Source organism: Nitrospira marina (assembly GCF_059568365.1).
In genome coordinates this window covers 399,451-414,529 of record NZ_JCANTH010000001.1, presented here as the reverse complement: position 1 = coordinate 414,529, position 15,079 = coordinate 399,451, and the positions used below count along the sequence as shown (strand labels likewise).

General features: G+C 48.6%; 12 protein-coding genes. 8 read left to right on the top strand and 4 right to left on the bottom strand.

What is annotated here, in order from left to right; all coding sequences use genetic code 11:
• Positions 1-37 precede the first annotated feature (37 nt).
• The gene (locus LX98_RS01825) at positions 38-637 is read right to left on the bottom strand and encodes a hypothetical protein (protein WP_496427274.1); all 600 of its coding nucleotides are present in this window, start codon (positions 635-637) and stop codon (positions 38-40) included.
• A gap of 731 nt (positions 638-1,368) precedes the next feature.
• Here LX98_RS01825 and LX98_RS01820 point away from each other — a divergent pair.
• From LX98_RS01820 to mdoH, 6 genes are all read left to right on the top strand, one after another.
• Complete coding sequence (locus LX98_RS01820) at positions 1,369-1,566, top strand: hypothetical protein (RefSeq protein WP_496427273.1); 198 nt, start codon at positions 1,369-1,371, stop codon at positions 1,564-1,566.
• A 413-nt stretch (positions 1,567-1,979) separates the two neighbouring features.
• Positions 1,980-2,963, top strand: coding sequence for an L-histidine N(alpha)-methyltransferase (egtD, locus tag LX98_RS01815; RefSeq protein WP_496427272.1), 984 nt, complete (start codon positions 1,980-1,982; stop codon positions 2,961-2,963).
• Between the two features lie 92 nt (positions 2,964-3,055).
• Entirely contained in the window at positions 3,056-4,108 is a 1,053-nt protein-coding gene (locus LX98_RS01810) for an aminotransferase class V-fold PLP-dependent enzyme (RefSeq protein WP_496427271.1), read from the top strand.
• A 772-nt stretch (positions 4,109-4,880) separates the two neighbouring features.
• Positions 4,881-6,422, top strand: coding sequence for a glucan biosynthesis protein (locus LX98_RS01805; protein ID WP_496427270.1), 1,542 nt, complete (start codon positions 4,881-4,883; stop codon positions 6,420-6,422).
• The gene (locus LX98_RS01800) at positions 6,422-6,670 is read left to right on the top strand and encodes a hypothetical protein (protein WP_496427269.1); all 249 of its coding nucleotides are present in this window, start codon (positions 6,422-6,424) and stop codon (positions 6,668-6,670) included. The genes LX98_RS01805 and LX98_RS01800 overlap by 1 nt, the downstream gene beginning before the upstream one ends.
• Entirely contained in the window at positions 6,667-8,790 is a 2,124-nt protein-coding gene (gene mdoH, locus LX98_RS01795) for a glucans biosynthesis glucosyltransferase MdoH (protein ID WP_496427268.1), read from the top strand. The genes LX98_RS01800 and mdoH overlap by 4 nt, the downstream gene beginning before the upstream one ends.
• Before the next feature lie 565 nt (positions 8,791-9,355).
• Here mdoH and LX98_RS01790 read toward each other — a convergent pair.
• Positions 9,356-10,204: a glycosyltransferase gene (locus LX98_RS01790; protein WP_496427267.1), complete on the bottom strand. Its 849-nt coding sequence runs from the start codon at positions 10,202-10,204 to the stop codon at positions 9,356-9,358.
• Positions 10,205-10,573: 369 nt separating this feature from the next.
• Between LX98_RS01790 and LX98_RS01785 the strand changes: the two genes are divergently transcribed.
• On the top strand, positions 10,574-10,984 hold the full coding sequence (locus tag LX98_RS01785; protein ID WP_496427266.1) for a response regulator: 411 nt from the start codon (positions 10,574-10,576) through the stop codon (positions 10,982-10,984).
• Between the two features lie 247 nt (positions 10,985-11,231).
• Complete coding sequence (locus tag LX98_RS01780; protein WP_496427265.1) at positions 11,232-11,579, top strand: hypothetical protein; 348 nt, start codon at positions 11,232-11,234, stop codon at positions 11,577-11,579.
• 1,051 nt (positions 11,580-12,630) lie between these two features.
• Here LX98_RS01780 and LX98_RS01775 read toward each other — a convergent pair.
• Positions 12,631-13,731 carry a CARDB domain-containing protein gene (locus LX98_RS01775; protein ID WP_496427264.1) on the bottom strand — a complete coding sequence of 367 codons (1,101 nt, stop codon included), beginning with the start codon at positions 13,729-13,731 and terminating at the stop codon, positions 12,631-12,633.
• Complete coding sequence (locus LX98_RS01770; RefSeq protein ID WP_496427263.1) at positions 13,731-14,693, bottom strand: hypothetical protein; 963 nt, start codon at positions 14,691-14,693, stop codon at positions 13,731-13,733. Before LX98_RS01770 ends, LX98_RS01775 begins: the two co-directional genes overlap by 1 nt.
• Positions 14,694-15,079: the final 386 nt, after the last annotated feature.

Sequence of the window (15,079 nt, the reverse complement as noted above, 5' to 3'; positions counted from 1 at the left end):
CAAAAAAAACCGTAGATCGAATTTGTTTTAAAAAAGACTACTGAGATGGAAGGTATCCGTCTGCCTGACTATCACGAAGAAACCGGTAAATCGTCCCTTTGAAAGCTGTATTATAATCACCAGTCAAGCCATTCACCCACACAACAGGAAGCAGACCGATCCATTGTGCCAATGTTCTATTGATCTTATATCTGTATGTCTTTTCCAGCTCATTGTCCACGAACAAATCATATTGAACGAGATATCCTGCAGCTCCGCTATAACAAGGTAGTATCGTGAGTGTTGAGATTGATAAATTACAGAAAAATTTGCTGGTGGCAGATGGTTCTATGAAGGTTTCATAAATATTGAGATGAAATCCTGTCGTCAGTGGTGGAGTTGATACAATAGCTGCGGCAAATCCGGCCTTGTTCTCTAAAATTTCCTGTATAAGCTTAGCCTCCACAGGCAGTGGGTTTTCTTTCGCATTTGGATCTCTTGCAGCCCCGGTAAAGTAGAAAAACCGAATAATCCCTTCTCTCTTCATTGATGCGGCAGGCACAATCACTTCGGGACCGTAGCTAACAATAGTACATGCGGTTGCGGCAATATAGAAGCCGAGCAAGAGAATGGTTCGAACTACTTGGCTCGCAATCATATCGACCGGAGTAGCATTAAACTAAAGAGCAAATCAAGAGCACTACGAATCAAAAGTCCAGTCTTCTCATCGCGACCCAAGCGACAAAAACGTTCTATTTCGCCAAGCCAAATGCCACCAGCAAACCTTCCACCGCACCACCCCCATCGGGCAGACTCTATTCAGTTCCTTACCGAAGATCCTTCCAAGTTTCGGTGTTGACAAAACGACACGCCAATCGCATGACCGAATCTGCCGTAATGCCGCGCCGCCCATTGACTATCGCGTTTGCATGGGCGTGCCTCATGCAAAGACATCCCACGAGCATGTTGACAAACTGCCCCAAAGGCTTCATACGTTCGTGGGGAAAAAATTTCACCAATGTGAATTGGAAGCAACAGTTACTTGGATAACCGCTTCTTCTTTAGTCGGCATTCTCAACATTCTCCGCGCTTTACTTCCAGCTAAATCTACGAAACTTACCATTCACGCCAATGCTGTACTGCCCGGCACCAAGACACCCAATCAGTTTCTTACAACGTCCCATAATACAGGGCCCGAGCACATTCCACACGACCAAATCGTCATATGAAATCGTAAGCGGGATGCGTCTCCAACTCAATTTCTCTTCTTGGGTCCCCTCAACCGCGCTTAGATCACGTTCGGCGCAACGGCTTCTTTGTCGAATTGGCGAAGTTGCCAGTAGGGCACCCTGAGACAAAAGCAGGATCTCTTGTCCGACGAGCTAACTGATGAGGACTGCCACACTGGCCGCCTTTATTGGGTCCGGGGGTTTGGGTGTCCCCATTGTGGCCGGGCTCCAGCTGGCGGACGTCAATTTGATATTATCCGGGGCCCTTCCCGCAACAGTGTTGGCCCTGTCGGTTGATGGCCTCTTGGGTCGTGTAGAACAATGGGCCCGGCCACGCGGCCTGGAACCGGCCCAATAACCTCACCGAATTGCCATTTGATATATGCCAAAAGCACACCAACCCAAGTGACATTTTGGCGGACAAAAGAGCCGTTTACTCATCTGATTTTGTCAATGCCCTTGTCTTGCCCGCAACCCGCTCTGCCGCTATAGTGGGAAAGTGATAAAATTCCAATTTATTCGTCACCATCCACATACTGCACTTTAGTTATGCGCATTGAAGACAGATGAGGGAACTTATCGAACGAACCCTTTCTCCCGCTCAGTATTACACGAGAAAAATTTAGACCAAAGGATGTTCATTTTTTGAACATTTTCTTTCCGTTTCCTGGACATTTTCTTTCCGTCTTATTCCGACGATGGCGTCATCTGCGCTGACGTCTGAGGGGAGAGGATAGAATATTGCTCACGATAGACCCCCGAGGAGGGCTCATGTCATCGCAAACAGATCCATCAATTACCATTGATCTTCCATTCACCAGAGAAGATCCGGACTTAGTCAAAACCCAAATCACCCGCGGTCTGCAAGCAAGCCCCAAAACCCTCCCTTCAAAACTCTTTTATGACGAACAGGGATCCACCCTGTTCGAACAAATATGCGAGTTGCCGGAATATTATCAAACTCGGACCGAGCATCAGCTGCTCACCAAGTGCGCCGACGAAATTGTGGCTCTCAGCGGAGCTGAAGAACTCGTGGAATTAGGATCCGGCGCAGCCACAAAAACACGGGTTCTCCTCGATGCCATGGCCAAGGTTGACCAGCTGCGCTATTTCGTCCCCTTTGATGTCGATGAAGCCATTGTCCGACGGGTCTCAGAAGAACTGGTCCGCGAGTACCCCGGTCTCCAGATACATGGTGTGGTAGGGGATTTTCTTTGCCATTTGGAGCATATTCCGGAAGGCGGCAAACGCCTGGTAGTCATCCTTGGAGGAACCATTGGCAACCTTCCTGCTTTTGCCGCTGAAGAGTTCCTCTCATCCGTGAACTCCGAAATGGCATCCGGAGATTATTTCTTATTGGGAGTCCAGCTCATCACGGAACGAAGTCGCCTGGAAGCCGCATATAATGACAAACAGGGCATTACAGCAAAATTTAACAAAAATATTATTCGTGTCCTTGGTCATCAGTTTGGATCTCAGAATGATCCGGATTCGTTCGACCATATCGCCAGATACAATAATGATGAACATCGCATTGAAATGTGGCTACGGTCACGAGAAGATCAAATTCTGGACATTCAGGACTTAGGATTACAAGTCCATCTCAAACAAGGGGAGGAGATCCGCACCGAAATCAGCACGAAATATGACCGCCCCTTGGCGGAAGCACTTCTCGCGGCTTCGGGCTTTGCCTTGGTCAAATGGTACTCGGACCCTGACAGCCTGATTGGCCTTGCGCTCGCAAAAAAACCCTAAGCCGGATGGTTCGAGAGAAGCACGATTTTTTCCATCAGGATTCTGACCGGACCTAACCTCACAACCCAAGTGTACTCCGCCACCCTGCTCCCATGATTTATCTCAACCCGGCTGGACTCGCTCCATTCCATCCTGACGTGCAGCAAGTAATTTCCCGGACACTCGACACGTTCAGTCACCTGTTATATGCGGAAGCCGGCATTCAGTATTACCGGGATACGCTTCAGGAATGCCGACGAACCATTGCGAATTGGTTGGGGTTGAAGGATGAACAGCGGCTCGCCTTCATGCCCAATACCACAACTGCATGCAGCCTGGTCCTATCTCGTATCAATTGGAAGCCTGGAAATGTCCTTCTGACCACCACTCATGAAAATTCCACGATTCTCAATGAAATCAATAAACTCGGTGACCGTGGAGTCCGCGTTATTACACTCGACCCGGATTTACCCTCCGGCTTCCTTCCCGCGCTTGAACGCATCCTAAATGAACAACCCATTCAGGCCATCGTCATCAGTCACGTCTCTCATTTTGATGGGCGCATCTTTCCCATCACCGCAATCCAGCATCTGGCGCAGTCACACCACACGCGACTCATCGTCGACGGGGCGCAAGCCGTCGGACATATTCCGGTTTCTTTTCAGGAAATTTCTCCCTATGCGTATTTTTTCCCTGGCCATAAATGGTGCACAGGCCCAATGGGAACCGGTGCGCTAATTGTCGGGAAAGACGGTCACCAAGAAACGCAACCCTATTGGGCCGGATACGAATTGGGCACACAGAATATTGGCTTGATCGCCGGATTTGCCAAAGGCTGCCATCTTAAGGCTCATCAAGATCCACACAGCCACAGCCTTGAACCGGTACGAAAAGAATGGAAAGTCTGCCTCGGATACTATCCTGGCATTCGGATTATCGAATGGGACGGGGCGCATGCTCCCGGCATCTTAACGTTTGCCTGCCTTGACGAACAGACGGAACAGGCTATGCACACTCTTTCCTCCACTCATTCCATTGCCTGGAAAACCCTCACCCATCCCTCCCATCCCTCAAACCTTTCGATCCGTATCTCCTGGACCACCGACACACCAAGTGTCGACATCCGTTCGACCCTGGCATTGTTTTCCTCTCGCTCAAACGAGTGAGGCCCCCTACACATCCTAGAACACCTTCGGGATATTTTTCGGATAAACAACTTCGAAGAATTTCTTAAAGCCAGGATGATTTGAGACAAAGGCGCAATTGCCTAAAAATTGGGCTTCGCAATGGCCGCTTTAACTTGGTTAGAGCCATCCTCTAATCCGGTCGGCAACACGGTCAAAGCGTTACCTCGACACGTTCTACCGGAGAGAACGAACTGAATCAGCGGGATTAATTTAACGGGAAGAGTATTATGGAATAGTAAACGGCTTCTTCTTTCAATGAGGGATGTCAATTGATAACTTTTCAGAATTTTGTTGATCAATGGCCAAAAACTCTTGAAAAACAATGCAGACCAGGATAGATACCAAATCAAAATGTGCTATAATCGGGCCAAAAATGTCCTTGAGTAGTACCATACTCTCACTTACTCACCTGAGCCGTGTATTGGCTCAAGGTATTGCTCAAACTTTCCATGATCATATTTTTACGTGCGACCATCTCCAATGGCTTCCTTGTCTACAAAGTCCAATGAAAGAAAGCGATCGAGGTCTCTCACTTCTTGGTTGTCCTACGATAAATTCCTCATCTTCCCTCAGTTTTTCATTCACTCATATAGTACAATTCGAACCCAGATCAAACAGGGGGACCATCTCCCTCTTAGCCAACGCAAAATACCCTTCCCCATTGAGCATTCCTTCTTAGGTTTTCTCTTCAGTGGGATATTTTATTTGGGTAGTTTCAGTTTCATTATCTTACTAAACGGGAGCGTCAGTGATGAGAATCTTGTTAGCTGGAATGGTCGCAATGTTCTTGCTGTTCCCCCTGCATGTAGCAGCGGGCTTCACATTCGATCAGGTGGTTCAGAAAGCGAAAAACCTAGCGGATAAACCCTATGAGGCCCCTCAACTTGTCCCAAAAATTATGCGGGAAATTTCCTATGAGGCATATAAAGGGATCAGGTTTAATCCTGACCACAGTCTGTGGAAAGAAAGCCAATCAAATTTTCAAGTCATGTTTCTAACTCCGGGGTTGCATTACACCCACCCGGTCACCATCAACGTCATCGACGCCGAAGGTCCACGCCCGCTGGTTTTTAAGAAAAGCGACTTTATGTTTGCTGACCCCGAAATCGAAAAACGGGTGCCGGCCGATGTAGGATTTGCCGGATTCAAGCTGACCTTTCCCTTGAAAAACAAAAATGAACAAAATCAGTTTTTGGTTTTCGCGGGGGCGAGTTATTTTCGGGGGGTCGGAAAGGAAAACGTGTTCGGGTTAGCAGGACGAGGCCTGGCCATTGATACGGGACTCCCCAGCGGGGAGGTATTTCCTTCATTCACGGAATTCTGGTTGGTACGCCCGTCTCCCGATGCCAAAGAAATGGTGATCTATGGTTTACTGGACAGCATCAGTCTCACTGGAGCGTATCAATTTACCATTGTTCCCGGTAGCCAGACGAGGATGAAGGTACGCACCAAACTCTTCCCCAGAAAACCTATTCAGTTATTGGGTGTTGCCCCGCTGACCAGCATGTTTTTTTATGGAGAGAATACCCCACGACCAGCTGGAGAATGGCGCCGGGAAGTCCATGATTCGGACGGATTGCAGATTCATGATGGCCTCACCCGTGAGTGGTTGTGGCGTCCCTTGATGAATCCAGCTAACCTTGAAATGGATTTTTTCAGCACGGACAATGTACAAGGATTCGGTTTACTGCAACGTGAGGAAAAATTTTCTGGCTACGAAGATATAGGGGCGCATTATGAACAACGTCCAAGCGCCTGGGTCGAACCACAGGGTGACTGGGGGCAAGGAAAAGTGGTGCTCGTCCAACTGCCTACCCCCAATGAAACGCATGACAATATTGTCGCATTTTGGACACCCGTAGCGCCCGTGACCCGGGAGACCCCTTTAGAAATGGCCTATGATGTGAGTTTTGGGAAGGCCACTCTCTCACAAAATCCGTTGGGAACCGTGGTCAATACCTTTATCGGGGACGGGAATCGTATCGGGGGAGGAAATATTCCACAGGCGTATCGTATCATTATCGATTTTGCGGGTGGCCCACTGAGCAAAATGCCGCCCGATGCTCCCATCAGCGGCCAGGTCACGGTGTTGGACAATAGCGACATCCTGGAGCATTTTGTGGAATATCATGAACAGATACAAGGATGGCGATTGTCCATCCTGGCCAAACCTCAAGACAAAAAGCCGCTTCATTTGCGGGCATTTCTCAAAACTGATTCGGCAACCTTAACGGAAACCTGGACGTACCGCCTACCAATGAATAATAACATTCTGGCACCAGACAAAGAATAATGGCCCGATCGATTGCCGAACATACTCTTTCACGAGTCTGCGATTACCTGTCGGCCATGGGAGTGGAATTGACCCGCGAGGTCACGCTACGGGCTCTCACCCTGGTGGAAGCCGGGCTGGCTTCAAAGCAGGAAGATCCACTGCAATTTGTGATGACAAGAATCCATGACCACTTTGCACTGCAGAATCCTCCTCTCCCAACCACCGCGCCACCGATCACACGCGGCAGCATGAGTTTTAAGCCATGAAAATTCGTGGAGCCACAATCGCCGAGGCCCAGCATTCGCTGACCACCCCCAGACGAATAAGCTGGAGAATGGCCGCAGGACTCCGGCGCGCCCTGCTCACCGTATTAGTCCTCATTCAATCGTTCGTGGCCGCTTCGTATATGACGGCCATCCTTCCCTATCATGGGGGAAATTTTCTGGAGATGGCGATTATTAGCCTGTTTTTTGTGCTATTCGTCTGGATTTCCGTTGGTTTTTGGATTGGCATGTTCGGATTTGTCCTCCGGTGTTTCGGCGGGGATCGATTTTCCCCACTGGGACGCTATACCGCTGCAGAGTTAAGCACTCAACCCCTAGCACGGACAGCCGTGGTCATGCCGATCTACCACGAACCCATTCAGCGAACGTTCGGCGGGATCCGCGCAATGTATCGCTCATTAGAACAGACAGGGCAGATTGACCATTTTGATTTTTTCATTCTTTCCGACAGCCGCAATCCGGATGTGTGGTTGGCTGAACAAGCCGCCTGGCATCGGTTATGCCAAGAATTGGGAGCGGGCGAACATCTCTTTTATCGGCGCCGGTCTCTGAACCAACATTATAAAAGTGGCAATATTGCCGATTTTCTTCGCCGCTGGGGTTCCGGCTATGAGTATATGATCGTCCTTGATGCAGATAGCCTCATGGGTGGATCCACCCTGGTCACGATGGTGCAACTCATGCAGGCTGAACCTCAAACAGGCATCCTGCAAACCAGCCCCACCTTGATCAATGCCCGTTCAATGTTTGCACGGGTCCAGCAATTTGCCAACCATATCTACGGCCCACTGTTTACGACAGGTCTTGCCTCCCTGCAGCTTGGGGAAGCAGTCTATTGGGGCCATAACGCCATTCTTCGTACCCAAGCGTTTATGGAACATGCCGGCCTGAAGCGGCTTCCCGGACCAGGACTTTTTCATGGCCCTATTCTCAGTCACGATTTTGTGGAAGCCTCATTTATGGGACGGGGCGGGTATGAAGTCTGGCTGGAACCGGAACTCTCTCACAGTTATGAAGAATCCCCTCCCACGCTTGTGGATGACCTGCAACGCGATAAACGCTGGGCCAAGGGAAATTTACAGCACATCTGGCTTATGCTGTTTGAACCTGGGCTGCGGCCTGCTCATCGCATGGCCTTTTTGAACGGGATTATGTCCTACCTGGCCTCCCCGTTATGGTTAATTTTTTTGGTATTAACCACGATCGAAGCCGCACGGCTGGTGCTATATCCCATTAATTACTTTCCGGAACCTCATAGCCTCTTCCCCCATTGGCCTGAATGGAATCCGGAATGGGCCATCATTCTGGCCAGCAGCACCTTGTTCCTGCTGTTTCTGCCAAAATTTCTGGCGGTGATCGATGTCATCCGACGTCGACGGAGCAAACAACACGGTGGCATCATTCGACTCCTGATTAGTGTCTTACTGGAAATAGTGGTGTCCACTCTCCTCGCGCCCATCCGCATGTTGGCCCATAGCCGTTTTGTGGTGGAAGCACTGCTTAATACAACCTTACGTTGGGCAGGCCAGAATCGAACAGATGAAACCGGCTGGTCAGCCGCCATTTTAAATCAGGCACCGGGGACGTTGATTGCCGGAGCCTGGGCCGCATTCGCTTTCTGGCTTGATCAGATGTTTTTTTTCTGGTCCCTCCCGGTCGCAGCACCACTCGTGTTTGCCGCGCCCACCTCCGTTTTTCTCAGTCGGGTGGGACCAGGTGACCGACTGAAGCGCTGGGGATTTTTGCAAGTTCCTGAGGAACGTCATGGCTCACCATTGCTGGATGATGTCTATGCCAGGACCTATCCTCAACTGGAAACCTATACTGAACGATCTTCTCCCGCCATACAGGCTATCCTGGATCCGGTGCTAAACCAGGTTCATCAAGCCATGGCTCATGCGCATCGCGGTGGCAAAAAACAGGAAATGATCCTCGCGCTCCGCAAACGATGCTTTCAACATGGTCCACACTCCCTCACACAGAAAGAACTCTGTCACCTGGTACGCGACCGGGCCAGTTTGCAATGGCTGCATGAGCAGGCCTGGCAGGCTCCACCTGATTCCTATTGGGGGAAAGCCCTTCAGCATCATTTTCAACACTGAACAGAATTGACCAATACCTATCCATCGCCGGACTATCCATCATCATGGCTTCTGCCCGTTTCCTCATAATTTCCACTTGAATTATTTTGCGGCATGCTTTTTCTAACTAATAATTTCCTATGCATGAAGGGAAAATCTCGGACACATGGGTCCTTGATCGTCAACTATAATGGGATAAGTCTTAACCAGGTCCCACAACTGACATTCGTACCTGTAAATATTTAATCCCTATCGTTTTGCAGTACTACACGGATTACATACTGAAGGTGGGCTTTCACTCCCTCCCACGCCGTCCTCCCTACTCTTACTGAAATAGATTTGATGCGGATGATCAAGAAAGGCGAAGTGCAGGAACTGAGAGTTTGGCCTTCGGGCAGACACAAAGTTCTATGCCTTGGCTTCCGTATTACTGGGCCAATCGTGAATGATTCCTCCAATGCTGGTTCGAGTCAGATTTGCGACAGAACCCTTTTTCAATGGGTCTTTCGGGATAAAAATGCGATGACCATCAAAAATTCTGATGCAGGCGGAATGCGTGGGTAAGAAGACAATCAATCCGACGGGGTTATGAGGGGTGAAAATACCGATACAGCGTTTTGATGGACTGAATTCCATCTCTCCAGCGGATTTTTTTCCCGTCCGCTTTACTTCTGGGTAAATAAGAAATCGGCACCTCTGTCACGCGCCATTTTTTTTGAGCCACTTTCAGTGTGAGCTCCAACTCCAATTCAAACCCTGATTCTTCGAGCGAGATATCGCTCAGGACTTCCCGTTTAAACACTTTGTAACCGGTCCATACATCCGTCAATGATAGCCCAGTCGCAGCATTGGTTAACGTGGTGAAAATCTTGTTACCCAGATAGGAGACCGGTGGCCAACTCCCTTTCCAGCCTCCCAAAAACCGGGACCCGTAGACAACATCGGCCCGGCCTGTTATCACTGGGTCCAACAGTCGATAATAATCCTCTGGACTATATTCCAAATCCGCGTCCTGCACGATGACAATGCTCCCTCGAACCTGCCCAAATCCCGTTTTCAGGGCTGCCCCTTTCCCTTGATTGTACTGGTGAGCCAACACCAGGACTTGAGAACAATCGGCACGTGACTCACAGATTATTTTCTGGCTTTTTTCATCCTCTGTAGCCCCCTGACCGAACTGCTCATAGAGCCATTCCCGAGTCCCATCCGTGGATCCGTCATCCACAATGATGAGTTCTTTTGGAATTTCCACCTTTTGCACCCGGCCAACAATCGTCTCAATCGTTTTCCGTTCGTTAAAGACCGGAATAACAATACTCACCAATTGAATTTTTTGATTTATGGTATCTTGAGGCTTTTCCATATCTCTTTCGACCGCAGCGAGGGCATGGCCGCCTGGAACCAATTGGTGAAGAGTTTTCGGGTAGCCTACCATGAACGTTCAGAAAACCCCTCTCATTTTTAAGTGGGGAAATTCACTTCCAAGGAAGTCTCCGGTCTTTGACGAGGAGATCTCACAGTTAGCTGCTGAAGTGATCAATCCAAACTAACGGATAGCATCCATTTTTGGACGGGTTTCTCCTCCCAATTGCGATTTTGTTCATTGTCTCAAACACCTTTTCTGTCCCATCTCCTTGTCTCATGACACACCTCACGACACCAGATTCTTGAGACAAATTGACTAAAAATATCTCCATTTCAATGGGTTACAATGCCCAACCAATCCGGCACTCTCCTTGCGTAATTCATCGGTAATAACAATGGATGAAGCAATAGGACAAGGAATGGAGGGAGGCAGATGAACATGACGGTTTCTTCATCACAGACTTTCAAAAGTATTTCCGGTATCGATTCCGTCACCATACTGCTCATTGATGATTCCCCGGATAATTTGATGATCCTGGGAGATGTCTTAGAACAAATGGGCTATCAGGTCGTCTGCGCAGAAGATGGCGAGAGGGGACTTGAACTCGCTCAACGAGTCCGACCCGACTTGATATTTATAGATGTGAAAATGCCTGGCCTTAATGGATTCCAGGCCTGTGAACGACTTCGAGCACAGGAGAACTTTCAACTTACCCCGATTATTCTCATGAGCGCGCAATCAGAAATCACTCATCGAGACCGGGCCTTCGCAGCTGGAGGCTCTGAATTTTGGCCTAAACCCATAACCCCCACGAAAATCCGGACCGAACTTCATCGATTTTTGAAATAATACGGTTCAAGTAGAATCGAGGTTTACCTTAACTGCAAGCAGCATTCATTTGGGATGTGCCCCTAAGAGACGACCTCCCTCTTTTATTGTTAATAAAAATTTTTTCATCCATGCATTCGTTTATCTGAATGGATACATGCATCCTCCAAAAGTAAACAACGTCCCACCCACATGAAAATACCCTAATTCCCCTGTCCTATTGCTTAAATCATGGCTGAAAGCCATGATTTAAAGACCGGATTTTGACATGGCATCAAAATTGCTGTTTAATTTGAATTATGAGTTTTCTTTTAAAATTTCCCATTTAGGATACATTTTTGAAGGGAAAACCACACAGAAAGAGTCATTTACCAGACGCCTATTTGGAGTATTTACCTTTTACAACATGGAGAAAGTACACATGGTCACCGGTCTAAGAAAAAATTCCACTATTAGCCTGTCCACTTGGGGCCAACGGGGAACGGCAGGGTTGGTCGAGGAATGGGAACCCCGAATATCCATTCCTGAAGAAAAGCAACAAACCCGTCGACGTTCGGCCATCTCCAGTCCAGGCTCAATCGAGCCGAGCACGGAGGAAGAAAATCTAAAAAAATAATCCTCCTCCCTAAAGAAGGCTCCCTCAATCTTCTTCGTAAGTGAAGTATGTTGGCATCCCCCATGGCCCTGACTTTGATTAACACAAGCCTGGAGCTTTCCACACAAAGAGTACCTTCAAATAACTAATTCCTCATTTTATGATCTATCCCATTTAGATTACCCCCTTTAAATAGCTCATCATTCGTATCTGCTCCCCCATGTTTACGGCATGTACCCCTTTTGGTACTTCCCCATATGACACCGATCGAAGATTTCCAGAAACAATGCTTTAGCCTCTCTTTCCTTTTCTCTTTAAAATTAGTTGTTTAGCTTGCATTCCTGATTGGCCAGAAGCCACAACACGTCCAACGGCATCAAGGTTGCTTTTATTCAGAATCAGGAACGGGTGACGGCCGATTGTCCAACAGAGAGAGGCAACACCATGGAAAGTATTTTACTCATCATCATCAGTTGCGTAAGTCTTTTAGGATTGGTTTCCTTGTATTGGTTATGGCGACTATAGGCATGAACTTGCATTCCATTAAATGTGAACATTTTATTCGGCTGATATCTTTTTCGAACATAGTAGTTTGTAGTTCCCACTGCGTTAATTTTTTAGAGAATTCTATGGCCAACGGCTTTTAAATGAGGGACAAGCGATGAACGACGCAATGACCATCAGTCGATCATGTGAAGAGGGAATGTTTCTCGAACTTCTCACCTTCATTCCGAATTGGAACACCGCATTTCGTCGGATTGCTCAAGATTACCCCTTCCAGAAATTTTCTGACTGACTGACAGGACTTTTATTCCCGACCTCCAATTCTCATCACGCTGCTTTTGACGGCCTGATTCTCCGGGCACATGCTTAACACCGACCCCTTTTGACAAGCCGGAGTAAACATCCTTGAAAAGCCGAGGCCGTGCAAGATTCTTCGAATCCTGACGGCCTCGGCTACCAAGTCGACCTCCAATTAAACATGCCCGGGGATCCGGTCGAGGCCCATTCCCCTATAGTGAATCCGAAACCACAAGCAGTGTTGTCCCGGGATCCCTTACTTGCATTCTTTTCACTGAACCCGGATGGGAATATACGCCCGATTGTTCGAACCATTCACCTCGTTAATATCGTTATCCTCATCAACGATGATTCCCAGCCAGTAATTTTGCCCCGCATTCAGAAAATTGGGTATGATCACCGGAATCGTGGTAGTTAACACGTCGGCAGGGTGAATCGAGCCAAAAGTCCCCCCCCCAATGCGGGTATCGCTGTAGCTAATAAAGTCATTCGTTGAGACATAGATTCCGAAGGTGACGTTGGCATGGGTCTGTTTCCCATTATTCTCGATCGTAAATTCAGGCCGCACCACATTTCCTCGATTCACCCGATACCCGGGTTCCCCGGCGATCGTAATATCCGTCAACGTCCCCGTGTTGGCACTATTTCGAACTCGTACCCGGTCATGACTTGAATACTCACCGCTGGCTCCGGTTCTTCGCCAGTGCGAAGCGGACACATCGTTAAAGGCAGAGCTTTGCGAGCCATACAGCACCCGCGCCCCATGCGAAGCATCTTCTCCGAAATACGTGATAGCTGATCCCCCATTGGTATGATGGTGGCGCCAGGAATCACCCATAACATTGTATTCCCAATTGACATGCATCAGGCCAAGATAGTGTCCGGCCTCGTGCACAATGACCGCATCGATGGGACGGCTTGAGCCGGTATACGTAAAATTCGCGCTTTTGTTTTGGGAGGTCGTCCAGGACCGCCCTGTCGAATCCAACACAATATCCACCTCATCCAGTCCATAATGCCACCCGAATAACCAGTAGCAGTGATAGCGCATGCGGGCCTCTCCCGGTGGAGAAATACTCGCGGCCCATATTTCATTTTGTCCATTTCCACTCCCTACCCCACCGGTTTCGGTCGTATGGTTGATCGTAAACGGCGAGGGGTTGGTGTTCGTAATATTCACACCTCGTTGGGCCGCCTGCAGGACGCTCCCGGCCGGGAAACTTCCGGTATTGATTCGCGCCGTCGTGGAGTTTCCTCCCCAACGCAATTTCTTGCCACTGTCCCCATTACATTCCAGCCAGGATGCTGAAAATGCGGGAGGACTACATAACACCACGAACATCATGGGTACGAAAATTTTGGTCATATTCATTATCGAAGTCCCTCCTTAGCATGAATGTCATAACGCTCTTCATCGCTTATTTTAAGTCCTGCCTCATCCTTGGCCTCGAGAGCCAAGACCTCTTGGTCAGGAACCTCAAACCGTTCTTTCGCATTAGCCATCACGATTGGCGATCGAGGATCACCCACCTGTTTACTCCACTCGCGTATGGCCTCAAAAAATACTTCGGGAGTCAGCGGTTCTCCGTATGTTTCCATTGGCATAGCCTCCGATTCGTCGGTGACATCTCTTTGGATTGGCAGAATCTGATTGCCCAGATTGACCGTCGTGATCTTGGGAGCTTCACGCTCATAACGGGCCTGCAGATCTTTCAAGCTCAGGCGGCTCTCCCGGCTTATGCGATCGATATAGGCCTTCATATCAGGTCGTTCCAACAAGGCTTTAAACGAAGGGCGGGGTATTTCCATGACATTGAGATCGAACCGTGGTTTACCCCCAATGCGTAACGTTTTGTGTGCTTCCACAACCGGCACTCCCCAACCGTTCAACACCTGATTTTCATGTATACGGAATCTTCCCTCGACACATTCCACCAGCTGACAATCGTCGATTTCTCCTCCTTTGACGAACAACACATCAGTTTGTCCAAAGGCAAACGCGGGGGCTGTCGATACCATGTAGACACCACCCTGCCCATCGGCCCCACCGGGAATTCGAAGCGTGACTTTTTTGTCCGGGACATCACCTCTCAAAACTTCCAGAACCTGATAAGTCACAAACGTATGAGGAAGACCCTGGGGTTGTTCTTTCGTGGGCTCCGAGTTTCGATATTGGATATCAACAACCTGGCCATACATAATCAAACCCGCTTCACGAACTTTAGATTGAAGACCGCCTTCGCCGGCATCATTGGGACTATGTCCCCATCCTGATGAATTGATGGCCACCATGCCAAGCATTACCGCTACGTTGAACAAGACATTGAGTTTCATAGAAAGCCCTTTCTGTTTCATTGCGTGAATACAAAATTGCCGGAACCGTGACCAAGCAGTCTTCATTTACGGATCACCGAAAACATTGTGTGTCCATTTTCTGCGTTGCATCTGAATTTTGTGCGCCTGCTTTCTAAGCATGCACCCTCCTTGGTGAGTTAATGAGAAAAATATTTCTGCAGCCTGCTAAAGCAACCTCAATGCCAGAATCTTCAATGAGAAAAAAACACCGTATTCATTGGCAAATTGAATATATTTCAATCCAAACGTTTTTCGATCAACTCCTCTTTCCCGGGGAAAGCCAACAACATTAGATACGAAAGATATCGATTCAGATACGCACGACGATTTCCAAACACGATCCCTCGCCCTATCGCCAATCGTTC